The organism is Streptomyces sp. NPDC044003, from assembly GCF_056435185.1.
The window spans coordinates 78,190-94,264 of sequence record NZ_JBWKFA010000018.1 but is presented as its reverse complement, the minus strand read 5'-3'; the positions used below and the strand labels follow the sequence as shown (position 1 = coordinate 94,264).

12 protein-coding genes are annotated in these 16,075 nt (G+C 72.9%); 5 read left to right on the top strand and 7 right to left on the bottom strand.

Annotated features, from left to right (window positions below; genetic code table 11):
* Positions 1 to 301 precede the first annotated feature (301 nt).
* On the bottom strand, positions 302 to 568 hold the full coding sequence (locus AC07AW_RS39285; protein ID WP_478820261.1) for a hypothetical protein: 267 nt from the start codon (positions 566 to 568) through the stop codon (positions 302 to 304).
* Between the two features lie 519 nt (positions 569 to 1,087).
* Between AC07AW_RS39285 and AC07AW_RS39280 the strand changes: the two genes are divergently transcribed.
* Positions 1,088 to 1,255: a hypothetical protein gene (locus tag AC07AW_RS39280; RefSeq protein ID WP_478820260.1), complete on the top strand. Its 168-nt coding sequence runs from the start codon at positions 1,088 to 1,090 to the stop codon at positions 1,253 to 1,255.
* Between the two features lie 362 nt (positions 1,256 to 1,617).
* Here the strand turns inward: AC07AW_RS39280 and AC07AW_RS39275 are convergent, their stop codons facing one another.
* From AC07AW_RS39275 to AC07AW_RS39265, 3 genes are all read right to left on the bottom strand, one after another.
* Positions 1,618 to 2,907, bottom strand: a complete 1,290-nt coding sequence (locus AC07AW_RS39275; RefSeq protein WP_478820259.1) for a M20 metallopeptidase family protein — start codon at positions 2,905 to 2,907, stop codon at positions 1,618 to 1,620.
* A gap of 173 nt (positions 2,908 to 3,080) precedes the next feature.
* On the bottom strand, positions 3,081 to 4,571 hold the full coding sequence (locus AC07AW_RS39270; protein ID WP_478820258.1) for a ricin-type beta-trefoil lectin domain protein: 1,491 nt from the start codon (positions 4,569 to 4,571) through the stop codon (positions 3,081 to 3,083).
* 41 nt (positions 4,572 to 4,612) lie between these two features.
* On the bottom strand, positions 4,613 to 5,056 hold the full coding sequence (locus AC07AW_RS39265; RefSeq protein WP_478820257.1) for an alpha/beta hydrolase fold domain-containing protein: 444 nt from the start codon (positions 5,054 to 5,056) through the stop codon (positions 4,613 to 4,615).
* Between the two features lie 160 nt (positions 5,057 to 5,216).
* On the opposite strand from AC07AW_RS39265, the gene AC07AW_RS39260 reads away from it, so the two are divergent.
* A complete protein-coding gene (locus AC07AW_RS39260) occupies positions 5,217 to 6,299 on the top strand; it encodes a protein kinase family protein (protein WP_478820256.1) in 1,083 nt (360 codons plus the stop codon).
* A 152-nt stretch (positions 6,300 to 6,451) separates the two neighbouring features.
* Here the strand turns inward: AC07AW_RS39260 and AC07AW_RS39255 are convergent, their stop codons facing one another.
* Entirely contained in the window at positions 6,452 to 7,630 is a 1,179-nt protein-coding gene (locus tag AC07AW_RS39255; RefSeq protein WP_478820255.1) for an acyl-CoA dehydrogenase family protein, read from the bottom strand.
* A gap of 175 nt (positions 7,631 to 7,805) precedes the next feature.
* A complete protein-coding gene (locus AC07AW_RS39250; protein WP_478820254.1) occupies positions 7,806 to 8,006 on the bottom strand; it encodes a hypothetical protein in 201 nt (66 codons plus the stop codon).
* A 159-nt stretch (positions 8,007 to 8,165) separates the two neighbouring features.
* Between AC07AW_RS39250 and AC07AW_RS39245 the strand changes: the two genes are divergently transcribed.
* Complete coding sequence (locus AC07AW_RS39245) at positions 8,166 to 9,023, top strand: siderophore-interacting protein (RefSeq protein WP_478820253.1); 858 nt, start codon at positions 8,166 to 8,168, stop codon at positions 9,021 to 9,023.
* A 3-nt stretch (positions 9,024 to 9,026) separates the two neighbouring features.
* Here AC07AW_RS39245 and AC07AW_RS39240 read toward each other — a convergent pair whose 3' ends face one another.
* The gene (locus AC07AW_RS39240) at positions 9,027 to 12,548 is read right to left on the bottom strand and encodes an AfsR/SARP family transcriptional regulator (protein WP_478820252.1); all 3,522 of its coding nucleotides are present in this window, start codon (positions 12,546 to 12,548) and stop codon (positions 9,027 to 9,029) included.
* 403 nt (positions 12,549 to 12,951) lie between these two features.
* On the opposite strand from AC07AW_RS39240, the gene AC07AW_RS39235 reads away from it, so the two are divergent.
* Positions 12,952 to 15,036: a SpoIIE family protein phosphatase gene (locus tag AC07AW_RS39235; RefSeq protein ID WP_478820251.1), complete on the top strand. Its 2,085-nt coding sequence runs from the start codon at positions 12,952 to 12,954 to the stop codon at positions 15,034 to 15,036.
* Positions 15,037 to 15,046: 10 nt separating this feature from the next.
* Complete coding sequence (locus tag AC07AW_RS39230) at positions 15,047 to 16,075, top strand: PHP domain-containing protein (RefSeq protein WP_478820250.1); 1,029 nt, start codon at positions 15,047 to 15,049, stop codon at positions 16,073 to 16,075.

Here is a 16,075-nt window from a genome sequence, read left to right as displayed (position 1 = left end):
CGAGGGTGATGCCCTCCAGCGCCATGCCGAAGGAGCCGGCCTGCCCGGCCCCTTCGGCACCTGGACCGATCAAATCGGCCAAGACGACGAGCGCGACCCGGCCGAGGACGCTCCCGCCGAACCGCACTGCCGACCTACCAAGATCACCCCATGGCGGCTTTCGGGCTCACCCTGACCGACCCCCAGACGCGTGTGTGCTCGTGCGTCGATCACACGGACGGGGTCTCGGCGGACCGCCACGTCGCCGTCCGGGCATGCGCCACAGGGTGAACGTTTCTGCAAGTCATGCCTGGTCAGTGAGCTAGTCGAGGTGCGAGGAGATGAATGGTTTCTCCTCAGGCTCCTTGGGTGCGCCAGACCCCCGGGTGTCGGTCCAAATGGCCTCCAGCCCGAGCGAGCGTCGGAACTCCTCGAGCCTCCCAGGCTTCGGCAGGTAGCTGCCCTCGGGGCGGGAGCTCTCCATGACCCCGGGCAGCACTTCGTGCTGGATGGCCCCCAGGCGCCGACGGAAGTCGGCCTGCAGGTCATCCATCGTGCCGAGAAAGTCATCCAGCAGGACGTCACGCATTCAGTTCCTCCTGCGCTGCGCCGGCCACCGGGTGCTCACCGCCACTGCGGCGGGGAGAGTCCCGGGCTGCGCGGATGGGCGCAACGGTTCGGGTGGGTAGTGGTCGGTTGTGATCAGATCCGGAATTCCAGACTTCCCAACGACCCTCGCCCCGAAGCGGCACGAGCCATTCGGGTGATTGCTCTCCAACCTCGGCACCGCCGCGCATTCCGCATCCGCACCGGGGCCAGAGCACATGGGCGACCGTCACTTGATCGCCTGCCCGGCCACGGCAGGCGTCAAGCACTGCCTCCACTCCCCGCCCATGACGCACTGTTTGTCGTCGGCGACAGTGGCCATGGGTCGGACATTGTCGGCGCACACATGGGTTCGGAGAGTCAGAGACCGTGAGGATGTTCTCGCCGAGGGAAGCCCTGATCCACGTGCGCGGCGTCCGTGCAGGTGGACGTGCAGGGTGGGCCGTACCGGGCCGACCGGACACCCGCGCACCTCACCGTCCGCCCCGGGTCAAGGAGGAACATGACCAGCCACTTCAACCACCCGGATGCCCAGCCCGTGCCAGGGTGCGAGAAGTGCGCCGCGCTGGCCGAACAGCGGACGAAGGCCCGTGGCGACGTGGACTACAGCGCCGCGGTGGACGCGAACGTGCTCCTCAACCAACACCTCGCCGACGCACACCGCCCCTGATGGGCGCCGACGGCTCCGGAGCCGTCGGCGCTGTCATGGCCGGGTGGTGACCGGACCGGTCGCATGATGATGAGGCCTGTACGCCGCGGTCGCCCTGGTGGTCTCCGGGGCGACCGTCATCTGCTGGTACGCCGGCATTCCTCAGATCGGCACGGGGCTGGGCATCGTCCTGTCTCTGGTGTTCCGGCTGGCCGCCGTACGCTACGGCTGGTCGTTGCCCGGCGGACGGGACTGGCACCCGGCCGCCAGGCCGGCCGAATTCCCCTACCACCTGCGCCCTGAAGGCGCCCACCGTCACGAGGACCGCAGCAGACATCACACGCGGGACGGAGGAGTTTTCTGACCGGCTGCCCGGAATGCCGTCACTCCTCGGGGGTGATCGTGCCGGTCAGGTGGTCGTAGGCGATGTTGCAGTGGAGGCGTACGCCTTGGACGAGGGCGTCGTCGTTGACGTAGAAGCGCGGGTTGTGGTTGGGGACCAGCCCTCGTCCGCCGGGGGTGGGCTCCAGTTTCCCGGCGTCGGTCAGCTCGCTGTCCTGCGCGCCGAGCATCAGGTACACGCCGCCGTACTTGTCGACGAACTCGGAGACGTCGTCGTAGCCGAGGGTCGGCGGGGTCTCGTAGACCTTCTCCGCGCCGGCGACGCGCTCGAGGGTGGGCAGGACGGCGTCGGTCCACTTCTTGAGGTTGTGCACGGCCGGCACGTCCTGGAGGTACTCCACCTCGGCGGTGCAGTTGTACGCGGCGGCGGTCTGCTCGGCCAGGGCGGTGAGCCGCTTCTGAAGGTCGGCCATGTCGTCCTCGACCGTGCAGCGGATGGTGCCCCACAGCGTGACCGTGCCGGGCACGATGTTGAAGCGGCCGACGTCCTCGACGTGGCCGATGGTGACGGTGACCGGGTCGAAGGCGGGGACCTGCTGGTACAGCTGCCCGATGCCGACGATGAGGGCGCCGGCCGCGGGCATCGGGTCGATGCCCATCCACGGGGTGGAGCCGTGCACCTGCTGCCCGGTGAGCACGATCTTGATCATGCAGGAGGCGCCGAACTGGTTGCCGACCCGGTAGCCGACGTACGTGTTGGGCAGCGGGGCCAGGTGCATGCCGAACGCCATCGTCGGCACCGGGTCGTCGCACGCGCCCTCGGTGATCATCTGCTTCGCGCCGGACTTCTCGCCGGCCGGCGCACCCTCCTCGGCCGGCTGGAAGACGAACAGCACCGTGCCGGGCAGCTGCTCGCGGACGCCGGCCAGGACGGTGGCGGCGCCCAGCAGCATGGCGGTGTGCCCGTCGTGGCCGCAGGCGTGCGAGACCGGGAACGGGCCGCCGGGATAGTCCTGGTCCACGACGGTGGAGGCGAAGCTCTCGCCGCTGTCCTCCTTGACCGGCAGGGCGTCGATGTCGGCGCGCAGCGCGACCACGCGGTCGCCGGGCCTGCCGCCCCTGAGGACGCCGACGACGCCGTGCCCGGAGATGCCGGTGCGGACCTCGTCGAGGCCCAGGGAGGTCAGGTGGTCCGCGATCAGCCCGGCGGTGTTCACCTCGCGGTTGGACAGCTCCGGGTTCTGGTGGAGGTGGTGGCGCCACGCGATGACCTGCGGCTCCACGGCCGCGGCCTGCGTGTCGAGCTCGGCGTGCATCGGATCGCCGCCCATGTCCCGACTCCTTCGAAAGTCGATCCTGCTGACACCCGCACGCTATGGAACCGGCCGCCGCGCCACCGCCGCTGATGGTGCAACCGGGTGATGGCGGAGCCCGGCGGCATCGTGGAGCAGCGGGAGGCCCCCGGCGGAGTCCCGTGCCGGGGGCCTCTTCGTGCGGGTGGGGCCTACGCGAAGCGCTGGGCGGCCGAGCCGTCGCAGGCACGGAGGGCCACGGCCTTGCCGGCGACCGGCTGCGTCAGGCACAGGCCGTTCGCGGTCGCCGGGCGGATCGTGCCGTCCGCGGGACGGGTCCACTTCTGGTTGTCGCCGCCGTGGCAGTCCCACAGGATCGCGGCCGAGGGGGCCTGGATGTCGCGGGAGTCGAGGCATCGGTCATGGGACAGGCCGATGTGGATCGATCCGCGCTCCGGGTCGTACCACCAGGTCTGATTGGGGCCTCCGTGGCAGTCCCAGCCGACGACGGCGGTGTAGTTGCGCGAGGAGCCCCCGACGGCGTCCATGCACTGGCCGGTGGCCTCGTTCCTGAGGGGCTTGAACATGTCGTCCCAGGCACCGGCGTAGAGCTTGGGGGTGTTGGTGGAGGCGGGGTCTGCGCAGGAGGCCTCGTGCCGGCCGGAGTTGTAGAACTGGGCGAAGCACGATGCGAACGCGCCGTGACCGGCGGCGTTGGGGTGGTACGACTGCCGGACGGAGTTCTCGTCGGGCGGGAAGGCGCCGCTGTAGAAGAAGCCTCGCGCCCAGGTGGTTTCCGTGCACACCTCGTGGCCGTGGAAGAGGCGGGAGGCGTCGAGGTAGTCGGCGCCGGAGAGCTGGGCGGCCTTGCGGATGCCGCGTTCGAAGGCGGGCACGGCGGTGTTGCGGCCCCATGCGGCGTCGGAGTCGTAGCCGAGGCAGCCGCCGGAGAGCTTCCCGGGGAAGTTCGGGTTGTCCTGCATGTCGGGGCTGATCGGGGACGGATAGGACATGAGCACGAGCTTGTAGGACCCGGCGGCGTATCCGGCGTCGCTCATGGTCTTCCTGAGGTCGCCGACGGTGGCTGTGACCTTGGGAACCATGCCGTCCACGCGGGCCTGCCAGCCCGGCGCGTACGTCGGCTCGCAGGTGCCCTTGGACAGGACCCAGCGCTCCACGCAGTCCGTCATCACCGGGCCGAACTGGACGTCGTCGTTGGCGCCGACCACGAGCACGACCATCTTCAGGCGGGTGTTGCGGGCCTTGATCGCGAGATTGTCGGACTGGACGAGCTGATCGGCGTACTGCTTGGAGCCTCCGATCTTGACGTGGTAAGTCGCGGCGCCGGAGCACGAGACGTTGTTCGCGACGTCCGACAGGCCGGTGCGGTAGATCGCGGCCTCCTGCGAGCGGTGGCACCAGTTGGTCGGGCCGTCGGTGCCGGGCCAGTACGACCCGGCACCCTCGCCGGAGATCTCCGAGTCGCCGAGCGAGATCACCCCTGTCTTCCGCTCACCCATCGGCCGTTCCTCCGGGCTGCCGTACAGCGCGGTGGCCTCGGCAGCGCGGATCTGCTCCAGTTCCGCGGGAAGCGGCGTGGACGCGGTGACGCCGGTGGTCGCGGTAGGGGCGGCGCTCACGGAGGGGACGGCGACCGCACCGAGGGACAGGGCTGTCACGGCCGTGACGGCCCAAGTCCTCATCCGTGGACTGCAGTTGAGCATGAAACCTCCTGGAGTTGGTGTTACCCCCGGTAATTACCGGGCGGTAGACCCTCCTGGGAAGCCCCTGAACATGACAAGTGCTCAACTTTCTCGGAACAGGCGGTCCCGGCCGGACGCCCGGGTTCCTCGACGAGCCCTCGCCGTCGTCGCGCAGTGGGTCGAAGCCGGCGGTGGTGATGTGCGGCGGCGATGTCGCCGCCCGCGCTGTCGCCGCCGACGGCGATGCGTGCGGGGTCGGCCCCGAGGCCGCCGGCGTGGGCACAAGCGGAATCGAAGGCGGCCGGCGCGCCCTCGACGGCCGCCGGGAAGATGTGCTCGGGAGGCTGCCGGTACGCGACGGACAGGACGCGTACGCCGGCCTGCCGGGCGCTCGACAGTGTCCCCGTCACCGCTCTCGCCGCACGCGCCTCTTCACTTGCGGCCTCGGACTCACGGTCGGCGGAGGCTTCTTGAGGGGCCGTCATGGACTCGAACTCTTCGCATGACACAAGTCGTCTTCGTCCGACTGTATTTGGTCTTACTCGGGCATCGGATCGTTTACGGGAGTGGCTGACCTCTTCGGCGTAAGGTCGGTGCCGTACATGGGATTGCCGAAGCCCTGGTTCGGGCACGGAGGAGCCGTCGATGCTGGACCAGGATCTGCTGCGCGCCTCGCGCCTGGCTGGTTACGGGACCGTGAGCACTCAGCTCTCCTTGCTGAGTGACCACCGGCTCGGGGAGGTCGTGGCAGCCGCCACCCCGCTCGGGTCGGGCATCGGCGGCAGGTCGGCAGAGCTGGACATCGACGGAACGCGCGTCTTCGTCAAGCGGATCCCTTTGACGGCCACCGAATTGCGCTCGGAGAATGTGCGGTCGACGGCGAACGTCTTCGGACTGCCGATGTTCTACCAGTACGGGGTGGGCTCGGCCGGCTTCGGTGCCTGGCGGGAGCTCGCCGTGCACACCATGACCACGAACTGGGTTCTCGGCGACGAGTACGCGGGATTCCCCCTGATGTACCACTGGCGGGTTCTGCCCGACTCCCCTCCCGAAGGATTCACCGACGTGTTCGGTGGCCTGGAGGGGGCCGTCGCGCACTGGGAGGGATCACCCGCCGTTCGTGACCGGCTGGAGGCCATCGGCCGGTCCTCGTACAGCCTGGTGGTCTTCCTGGAGCACGTGCCGCACACACTCGCCGGATGGCTGGCCGACCACCGCGAGGCTGCCCTGCCGGAAGGCGGGGACGGCTCGCCCTTCCGCTGGGTGGAGGAAGCTCTGATGGACGGAGCTGCCTTCATGAGTTCTCGCGGACTTGTCCACTTCGATGCGCACTTCGCCAACATCCTGACCGATGGCCACCAGCTCTACTTCGCCGACTTCGGGCTTGCCCTGAGTTCCCGCTTCGACCTTTCGGCGGACGAGTCCGACTTCCTCTCGAACCACCTCGCGTACGACCGCTGCTACACCGCGAGCCACCTGCTCCGATACCACCTGCTCGATCGCGTGCGCGGTGATACGGAACGCGAAGTCTTCCTGCACGACTGGATCGCGGGCCGGCGCCCCAGCGACGTCCCGCCCGAGATCACGGTCATCATCGACCGGCATGCACGCCCTACCGTCGTCGTGGACTCCTTCTTCCACCGTCTGGTCACCGAGAGCAAGCAGACGGCGTTTCCGACCGCGGAGATCGTGCGGCAGTCGGGTGCCGGCGCCACAACCCCGAGCTGATCCAGGCCCTCGCCTCGGCTGTCCGGAAGTGCGGTTCAGCGGGAGCGTCTTCGGCCGGTCGCGCTCATCGTCCTGGTCGGTTTGATCTGTGTCCACGTGCCGAACGGGCCGGGCAGGCCGGCCTCGTCGGCAGGAGCCGCGTCACAACGGCCCTAACGGCGAACGCGGGGCATGCCCAGGCCGATCCAGGAGATGATCTCGCGCTGGATCTCGTTGTTGCCGCCGCCGAAGGTGAAAATGACGGCCGAGCGGTAGCCGCGTTCCAGTTCGCCGTGGAGGACGGCGCCCGCCGAACCCTCCTTGAGGGCGCCCGCCGAACCGACGACCTCCATGAGGGCGGCGTAGGCGTCCCGGCGGGCCTCGGAGCCGTACACCTTGACGGCGGAGGCGTCCTGCGGGGTGAGGGTGCCGTTCTGGACGGCGTTCACCATCTGCCAGTTGAGGAGCTTCATCGCGTCGAGGCGGGCGTGGGTGCGGGCCAGGGTGCGGCGGACCCACGGGAGGTCGATGACGCGGCGGCCGTCGGAGAGCGGGGTGCCGGCGGCCCAGCGCTGGACGTCGTGGAGGGCGCGGATCGCCATCGTGCCGTGGGCGGCCAGGGTGACCCGCTCGTGGTTGAGCTGGTTGGTGATGAGCCGCCAGCCCTTGTTCTCCTCGCCGACGCGACGGGAGACGGGGACGCGGACGTCGTCGTAGTAGCTCGCGGTGGTGTCGTGCGAGGCGAGCGTGTTGATGATCGTGCAGGAGTAGCCGGGGTCGCTCGTCGGCACGAGGAGCATGGTGATGCCCTTGTGCGGCGGGGCGTCGGGGTCCGTGCGGACGGCGAGCCAGACCCAGTCGGCGGTGTCGCCGTTCGTCGTCCAGATCTTCTGGCCGTTGACGACGTACGTGTCGCCCTCCCGCACCGCGCGGGTCTTCAGGGCGGCCAGGTCGGTGCCCGCGTCGGGCTCGCTGTAGCCGATGGCGAAGTCGATCTCGCCGGAGAGGATCCGGGGCAGGAAGTACGCCTTCTGCTCGTCCGTGCCGTACCGCATGATCGTCGGGCCGACGGTGTTCAGCGCCATCAGCGGCAGCGGGACGCCGGCCTGCGCGGCCTCGTCGAAGAAGATGAACTGCTCCATGGGGGTCAGCCCGCGGCCGCCGTATTCGGTGGGCCAGCCCACCCCGAGCCAGCCGTCGGTGCCGAGGCGTCGCACGGTCTCGCGGTAGAAGCGCTTCTGAGCGGCCGGGTCCTCGTAGCGGGTGTGGACGTCGTCCGGGACCAGCTCGGCGAAGTACGCCCGCAGCTCGGCGCGCAGGCTGTTCTGTGCGGGCGTGTACTCGAGGTGCATGGCGTCCTCCCGTGGCGGCGTCCTGCGGCGTCCGCGACGTCCTCGTTCGGGACGCGCGACGGCGGACACGGTAGAACGTGTTCCATAAATGCGGAAGCCTCGGGACTCCCCCGGCATGCCCGCGACCCCGGTTCGGAGCTTCCGATCCGGGGCCTACGGGAGGGTGGTGTGCGTCCTACGGCAGGAGCTCGTCCATGCAGGCCCGGCCCTTCTCGGCCATGCGGCGTTCCGCCCATGCGAGATTCTTCGGATTCACGTCACGACCGGAGGCGAGGACCACGTCCTCCGGCGTGTAATCGCCCTCCGACCCTGTGTGCAGCAGCCGGTCGGGCGTCGGGAACTCCCCCGGGGACGTCTTGTCGGGCTCAGCGTTCATGCCGCCTCCTACGTGTTCGTCCGGCACTGGCCATTCTCGTGTCCGGTCCCCGTGAGCGCATCCGGGGCCGCGGTCGTCCCGCGTCGACGGGCTGTCGGCGTCGTGTCGACCGGCACGGGGAGGGTGGGGGCCAGCCCCGCCGTCCCCGAGGAGTACGCGATGCCCCAGCCCTTGCCCCAGCCCCAGCCCCTGCACCGCCTGCACGTGACCGCCGTCCGCCCGGTGACTCCGCGCATGCGCCGGGTCACCCTCGGCGGTCCGAGCCTCGACGGCTTCGTCCTGGCGGGCCCCGACCAGCAGGTGAAGCTGTTCTTCCCCCGGCCGGGCCAGGCCGAGCCGGTGCTGCCGGTGCCCGAGCCCGACGGTGACGTGATGCGCTGGTACGGGGCCTATTCGGCGCTGCCCGAGGCGGAACGGCCGTGGATGCGGAGCTACACCCTCCGGGCGCACGACCCCGCCGCCGGGACCGTCGACATCGACTTCTTCCTCCACGGGGACGGCGAGGACGCGGGCCCCGCGACCCGCTGGGCGCGGTCGGCGCGGCCGGGGGACGTCCTGGGCATGTTCGGTCCCTCGGCGGCGTTCGCGGTCCCCGTCAATCCGGGCGCGGGCGACTGGACGCTGCTGTACGCCGACGCCTGCGCGCTCCCCGCGCTCGCCACGGTCGTCGCCGCGCTGCCGCCGGGGCGGCGGGCCGTCGCGTACGTCCAGGTGCCCGACGCGACCGAGGAGCAGCCGCTGCCAACGGCAGGGGACCTGACCGTACGCCACCTTCGTGACGGGGATTCGCCGGCCGAGGCCGTGCGGGCCGGCACGCTGCCCGCCGGCCGTCCGTACGTCTGGCTGGCGGGCGAGGCCTCGGCCGTGCGCGGGCTGCGGCGGCACATCGTGGAGGAGCGGGGTGTCGACCGGCGCTCGGTGCACTTCACCGGGTACTGGCGCCGCCGCCTCACCCAGGACGACGCGCCGACCCCGGAGGACCTGGCCGAGGCGCGCGAGCGGCTGTCGCTCGGATAGGGCCTAGTTCCGGACGAGGAGGGCGGCTGCCCTGAGGGCGAGGCCGGCGCCCTCCTCGTACTCGCGGGTGTACGCCTCCGCCGGCAGGGCCGCGCGGAGCACCTCCTCGGCGCGGGCCCGGATCGCGGCCTCGGTCTGCGGGGTGAAGGGACGGAAGCCACCGCCCGTGTCGGAGCCGGCGTGGGCGTCGTACGCGCCGAGGAGCCGGGCCCCCGTCTCGGCGTCGCCCGGTCCGCCGCGTCCGCCACGGGCCCAGGCGGCGGTCGCGAACTGGGCGACGACCAGGTGCGGGGCGACGAGGTGGGCGAGGGTCTCCACGTCCACGACGGCCCGGGCGAGGCGTTCCAGGGCCCGGTCGTAGTCGCGGTCGAGGCAGTCGAGCCACGCCCAGGTGCCTCCGACGAGGCCCCAGAAGAGCGCGGGGGTGACCTCCCCGAACTCCCCCTCCACGAGGGAGAGCTGGGCCCGGGCAAGGCCGGTGCGCCCGGTGTGGCCGTAGTGCTGGGCGAGCAGCAGCCGGCCGGTGCCGGCGGCCTCGGCGCCCCACTTCCCGGCCTCGTCGGCGGCCTCGGCCAGGAGGCGTTCGGCCTCCGGGTCCCCCGCCGGGACGAGCCGGAGTCGTACGGCCGCGAGGCGGGCCGTGAAGACGGGCACCTGGGAGCGCGCGCCGACACGCGCGGCGGCGTCGGTCGCCCGCTCGAAGTCGGCGGCGGCCTCGGCGAGCCTGCCCTCGCGCTCGTAGGCCTCCCCTCGGGCGGCGAGGGACTCCGCGATCCCCCAGGAGTCCCCGGCCGCCTCGAAAAGGGCGAGCGCCTCGGCGGCGTCGGGGCCGTGCCCGACGAGCTTGGCCCGCATGAGGAGCGCGAAGCCCAGGTCCCAGCCGGGGCCGTGGGCGCGGCAGGCGTCGACGATCAGGGTCAGGGTCTCGTCGAGACCGGTGAGCTCCCCGGTCATCAGCCGGGCGAAGTACCACATCGTGCCCGGCTGACGGCTGGTCTGCGGCAGGCCGGGGCGGTACGCGGCGACGAGGGCGGTGAGCCGGGCACGGGTCTCGGGGCGTTCGAGGGCGCTCGCGCCCTCGCCGCCCTCGGTCGCGAGGGCGTACAGCCGGCCGCCGCGCCGGGCCTCCCACAACCGCTCGCCGGTCCACGGCGGCGGCACGTCCACGCACCGTCCGTCCAGCGGCTCGGCAGGGCGGACGGGCTCCTGGAAGGGGTCGGGGCCGATGCGGCCCGCTTCGGCGGCCCAGGTGCGGGCGTCGACCTGGTGGTTGCGGAGCTGCCAGAACCAGCTGAGCACGTGGACGAGGCAGAGCAGCTCCTGCTCGTCGCCGAGCGCCACGGCCGACCGGAGGGCGCCGCGCAGGTTGCCGTGCTCCCGCTCGAACCGGGCGATGGCGGCGATCTGGCCGGAACCGCGCAGCTCCGGGTCGGTCCTGCGGGCGAGCTCCCGGTAGTACGTGAGGTGCCGCCGCGCGACCGCGGTCCGCTCCCCGGCCTCGTCGAGCCGCTCCCCGGCATACTCGGCGACGGTCTCCAGGAGCCGGAAACGCATCCCGGCGTCGTCCGGGGCGGCCACGACGAGCGACTTGTCGACCAGGGCGCCGAGGACATCAAGGACGTCGAGGACGTCGAGGACGTCGGCACGCGGGAGGTCGGGCAGGCCGAGGGCGCCCGTGCCGGGCGCGCCGCCAGGCGCGCCGCCGGACACATCGCGGGACACGTCCGGCGCATCGGGACCAGGAACGTCCAGGGCATCAGCGCCCGGGGCTTGTGCCGCCTGCGCAGCCGCGCCACCCGCACCCGGGACCTCCGGCACGTACGCAGCCGCGCCACCCGCACCCAGGACCTGCGGCACATACGCAACCGCGCCACCCGCGCCCTGTGCCCCCGGCTCCGCGCCGCCCCCGCACACCGTCTCCGCCGCCGTCAGGTCGCAGCCGCCCGTGAAGACCGCCAGCCTCCTCAGTACCGCCCGTTCGGCCTCGTCGAGGAGGTCCCACGACCAGTCGACCACCGCCCGCAGGGTCTGCTGGCGCGGCAGCACCGTCCGGGCGCCCGAGGTCAGCAGGCGGAAGCGGTCGTCGAGACGGTCCGCGATCTGCCGGACCGACAGCATCCGCAGCCGCGCCGCCGCCAGTTCGATCGCCAGGGGCAGCCCGTCGAGCCGGCGGCAGATCTCCTCCGCCGCTTCCGGGTCCTCCGCCACGTCGAAGCCCGGGCGCGCGGCCGCGCCCCGCTCCCCGAGGAGCCGGAGCGCCATGTCCACGGGCAGCGGGCCCAGGGGCCGTACCTCCTCCCCCGGTACCCCGAGCGGCTCGCGGCTGGTCGCGAGGACGGTCACGCCCGGGCAGCGGGTGAGGAGCGCCTGCGCGAGCTCCGCCGCCTCGGCGACGACGTGCTCGCAGTTGTCGAGGACCAGGAGCATCCGGCGCCCGGCGCAGTGCTCGACGAGAGCCGCGAACCGGTCCTTCGGTCCGGCCGGGGCGACGGTCGGGGTGTGCCAGAGCTGGGTCTCGCGGGCCCCGAGCGCGGTGAGGACGGCGGCGGCGACCGTGGACTCCTCGCGTACGGAGGCGAGTTCGGCGAGGTGGACGGGGCCGTCGTACGTCCCGGCCGCCTCCAGGGCGAGCCGGGTCTTGCCCACGCCGCCCGGCCCGGTGAGCGTGACGAGCCGTCTCTCCTCCCAGGCGACGGCGAGCGAACCGAGCTCCTCGGCCCGGCCGATGAACGAGGTCAGGCGGGCGGGAAGGGTACGCGGCGGGGCGGGTACGGGCCCGTCCTCCGCGAGGAGTTCGGCATGCAGGGAGCGCAGGTCCGGCCCCGGGTCGGTGCCGAGCCGCTCGGCGAGGGCCTCGCGCACCTCCTCGTACGCCGCGAGGGCCTCGGCGGGCCGTCCCGCCGCGCGCAGGGCACGGATCCGCAGGGCCTGGAGGGGTTCGTCGAGGGGCTGCCCGGCGGCGAGCGCGGCGAGGGGCGCGAGGACGTCGACGGCCCGCCCGAGGGCCAGGTCGGCGGCGAGCCGGTCGCGCCGCGCCTGGGCGTGCCGCTGTTCGACGCGTACGACCACGGGGTCGGTGTCCCGGCCGGGCAGGTCCGCGAGTGCGGGCCCGCGCCAGAGTCCCAGGGCCTCGTCGAGGAGCGTGGCCGCCCGCTCGGCGTGGCCGTCGGCGAGGGCGGCGGCGCCTTCGGCTGCGAGCCGTTCGAAGAGGTGCAGGTCCACGGCGTCCGGGCCGGCGGCGAGCCGGTAGCCGCCGCCGGGCGCCGAGACGACGGTCTCACGGCCGAGGGCGCGGCGCAGGCGGCCGACCAGGGCCTGGAGCGCGGCCGTACGGTCCTGGTCGTCGGCCGGGTCGCCGTCGGCCCACACCTGGTCGATCAGCGCGCCGGGGCCCAGCGTGCGCCCGCCTGCGGCGGCGAGCGCGGTGAGGAGGGCCCGGAGCCTGGCACCGCTCAGGGCGGCCTCCGTCCCGTCGTCGGTACGGAAGGCCTGGCACGGGCCGAGAACACGGTAGGGCGGCTGCACCGGCCCATTCTGCCCCGGCCCGGTGGCCGCGGTCCCACGGGCCCAGGCACCCGGCGCAGTCCGGGCAGGGTCCGAGGAGGCCCCGCGCCGCTGGGTGCCGGGGCCCGGGAAGGCCCCGCGCCGGGGCAGGGTGCCGCCGGGGGCCCGGGGAGGGCCCCGCGCGGCCGGGTGCCGCGGGCCTGGGAAGGCCCCGCGCCGCCGGATGCCGGAGGCCCGGGGAAGGCCCCCCGCCGCCGGATGCCAGGGCCCGGGAAGACCCCCCGCCGCCGGATGCCGAGTCCCGGCAAGGCCCCCCGCCGCCGGTCCCGACGGGCCGCCTTCGCACACGCCCGCCGCGGCGAACTCGCGCCACGCCGTGTCACCGCCATGGCGTCCGCGGGGTGCGGGTTCGACAATGGGGAGGATGACCGATGACGACCGGCGTACGCGCAGTGGCGAGATCGGGCCCGCCGAGTGGCTCGCCATGAACCGGACCGGCAGCTTCGACTGGGATCTCGACAGGGGCAGCATCGATGTCGACGAGTCAGGGCTGCTGATCTTCGGCTTGGCCCCGGACGCCTTCGACGGGCGACCGGGGTCCATCGTGACGCGTCTGGCCCCCGACGAGCGGGAGAAGCTGGACGACGTCGTACGGAGGGCCGTCAAGGGTGGCGCGACCTCGTACACGGCGCACTTCCCCATCCCGCAGGCCGACGGCTCACCCCACTGGACGCATGTGCAGGCGCGGATCCTGCGCTCGCCGGACGGCCGGGCCCGGCGGATCGTCGGCGTCGTGCGGGACACGACCGCCGAGGTCGCCCACTTCGCCTTCGTGCAGGAGCTGGAGAAGCGGCGCGAGGTCCAGACGAACATCGTCGAGCGGACGACGAACGCGCTCTCGCGCGCGGTGACCGTGGACGACGTGACGGCCGCCCTGACCGGTCCCGGCGGCCTCGCCCGGCTCGGCGCGGACGGTCTCGCGCTCGGTCTCGTCGAGAACGGCTCGCTCAACATCATCGCGCTCAGCGGCGAGTCCCTCGACGTGCTCAACGACTTCCGCAGCCGTCGTCTCGACCGGAAACTCCCGCTGGCCGATGCGGTACTGAGCGGCCGGCCCCGGTTCGTCTCCTCGTTCCCGTCCCTGGGGCGGGACTTCCCCGAGCTCGCCCCCTACCTGACGCGCCTGGAGTTCCGGGCCGCCTGTTATCTCCCGCTGGTGGCGCAGGCGCGTTCGCTGGGCGGCATGGCCCTGTTCTACCGGGGCCGCACCTCCTTCAACGCCGACGAGCGCAACCTCGCCCTCGGGCTGGCGGCGATCGTCGCCCAGTCGCTCCAGCGGGCGATCCTCTTCGACGAGGAGCGGGAGTTGGCCACCGGACTCCAGGCGACGATGCTGCCGCGCCGGATCCCGCAGTTCGCCGGCGGCGAGATCGCCGTCCGCTACCACGCGGCGTGGAGCGGACGCCAGGTCGGCGGCGACTGGTACGACGTGATCCCGCTGCCCCGCGGCCGGGTCGGGATCGTCGTCGGCGACGTCCAGGGCCACGACACGCACGCGGCCGCCATCATGGGGCAGCTGCGGATCGCCCTGCGCGCGTACGCCGGCGAGGGCCACGCCCCCTCGACCGTCCTCGCCCGGGCCTCCCGGTTCCTCGCCGAGCTGGACACCAACCGCTTCGCGACCTGCACGTACGCGCAGGTGGACCTGGCGGGCGGCACCCTGCGCGCCGTACGGGCCGGGCATCTCGGTCCGCTGATCCGGCACACCGACGGCCGGGTCGGGCAGCCCAAGCTGCGGGGCGGGCTCCCGCTGGGTCTGGCGACCGTGTTCGGGGACGAGGAGTTCCCGGAGACGCGGCTGGACCTCGTGCCCGGCGAGACGCTGGTGCTCTGCACGGACGGGCTCGTCGAGCAGCCCGGTTCGGACATCGAGTCCGGTCTCGCCGCGCTGTCGGGCGCCATCAGCAGCGGCCCGCCGCAGGCGGAGGCGCTCGCCGATCACCTCTCCGAGCGGCTCTGGGAGCGGTGGGGCTCGGGCGACGACGTGGCGCTCCTCGTGCTGCGCCGCAGCCCGGACCCCGGCACGCCCCGGGCGCCGCGCATCCACCAGTACATCCACCAGGCCGACCCGCAGGGCCTCTCGGACGCGCGTGCGGCCGTCGGGCAGGCGCTGCGCGACTGGGGCATGCCGGAACTCGTCGACGACGCCGAGCTGTTGACGGGCGAGCTCCTCGTGAACGTGCTGCTGCACACCGAGGGCGGAGCGGTGCTGACCCTGGAGGTGCTGCCGGAGCCGGTGCGGCGGGTACGGCTCTCGGTGCAGGACCGGTCGAGTGCCTGGCCCCGGCGGCGTACTCCCGGCGAGGCCGCCACCTCGGGGCGGGGGCTGCTCCTGATCGACGCGCTGGCGTCCCGGTGGGGCGTGGAGCCGCGGGGCGAGGGCAAGGCGGTGTGGTGCGAGATCGGGCCGTCGCCGGTGGCGGCCGAATCCGCCCCCGGCGGTGGGTGAGGAGGTCGTCGTGGACCCGGTCGCCGCGCTGAACCGCATCGCGTTCCTCCTCGAACGCGCCCAGGCGCCCGGCTACCGGGCGCGTGCCTTCCGTACGGCCGCCTCCACCGTCGCCGCGCTGCCGGAGGGCGAGGCGGACCGGCGCGCGGCGGACGGCACGCTGGAGTCCCTGAAGGGCGTCGGCCCGAAGACGGCGGCGGTGGTGCGGGAAGCTCTGGAGGGCCGGGTGCCGGAGTATCTGGCCCATCTGGAGGACGAGTTGCAGGCCTCGCTGGGCCCGAAGGAGACGGACGGGCAGGGCGGTGAGGCGCTGCGGGCGGCGCTGCGCGGCGACTGCCATCTGCACTCGGACTGGTCGGACGGCGGTGCCACGATCGAGGCCATGGGGCTCGCCGCGGCGGCGCTCGGGCACGAGTGGGCGGTGCTCACCGATCATTCGCCGCGGCTCACGGTGGCGCGGGGCCTGTCCCCCGAGCGCCTGCGGGAGCAACTGGACGTGGTGGCGCGGCTCGACGAGGAGTGGGCGCCCTTCCGGCTGCTCACCGGGATCGAGTGCGACATCCTGGAGGACGGCTCGCTCGACCAGGAGCCGGAGCTGCTCGACCGCCTGGACCTGGTGGTGGGTTCGGTCCACTCGAAGCTGCGGATGGACGCCCGGTCGATGACCCGCCGGCTCGAACGGGCCGTACGCGACCCGCTGGTGGACGTGCTCGGGCATTGCACGGGACGTCTGGTGGCGGGCGGGCGGCTGCGTCCTGAGTCCGCGTTCGACGCGGAGCGTGTCTTCGCCGCCTGCGCCGAGTCGGGTACGGCGGTGGAGATCAACAGCCGCCCGGAGCGCCTCGACCCGCCGCGCCGGCTGCTGCGGCAGGCCGTCGCGGCGGGCACGTACTTCGCCGTCGACACGGACGCCCACGCGCCCGGTCAGCTGGAGTGGCAGATCCTGGGCTGCGCGCGGGCCGAGGAGTGCGGGGTCCCGCCGGACCGGGTGATCAACACCTGGCCGGCGGAACGGCTGCTGGAGTGGACGGCGGGCTGA